Below are 588 nucleotides of genomic sequence, written 5' to 3'. Positions count from 1 at the left end.
TTTTTAGCATTCTTTGCCTCTTGTGCAAATTCTATCCTTAATGTCTCATATCTTGCTAACTTGTCTGCTAATTCTTGTTCTTTTTTAAATACTGGATGACTATTGTTGAGTGCTTTTAGTTTCTCTTCTGCTTTTTCTTTTTCTTTTTGTGCATTTTTGAGTCTTTGTTCTAAGATATTTGCAAACTCATTTTTGATTCTATTAATATAATGGCTAAAATTCACAATCTCTTTATCAAGTGCATTGATGGTAAAAAACTCTTTGTTGCTTAGTTCTGCTCCTAATATGAATTGCTTTTTGTGCTTATCATAAAAGTAAAAAATAGGATAATCTCCCATTTCAAACAAAGGTAAATCCTTGCTTGGTGTCTTATCTAGTTGTGAAATATATTCTTTTACCTGTTCTTTGTCTGAAAAAGGAATGCTTTTGTTTCCTTGTTTGAAAGCATTGATAGTCTTTGCTTGTTCAATTTCTTTCGGATAATCTTGTATTATCTTTTGATGAGATAAGATAAGATTTTCAGCAAAGATTTTTTCCTCTTTTTCCCTTTCTTGTTGCCTTAAAATGCTTTCTTTCTCGAGTCTTAAA

1 protein-coding gene is annotated in these 588 nt (G+C 29.9%); it reads right to left on the bottom strand.

The window, feature by feature from the left end; translation table 11 throughout:
- The coding region (locus CCZ01_RS10630; protein ID WP_181566405.1) for a hypothetical protein at window positions 1–588 on the bottom strand (588 nt) is incomplete at both ends.

This window comes from Helicobacter monodelphidis (assembly GCF_003288845.1).
In the GTDB taxonomy this organism is placed as follows: domain Bacteria; phylum Campylobacterota; class Campylobacteria; order Campylobacterales; family Helicobacteraceae; genus NHYN01.
The sequence above is the reverse complement of the archived record's forward strand: the minus strand, read 5'-3'. Positions and strand labels throughout refer to the sequence as shown.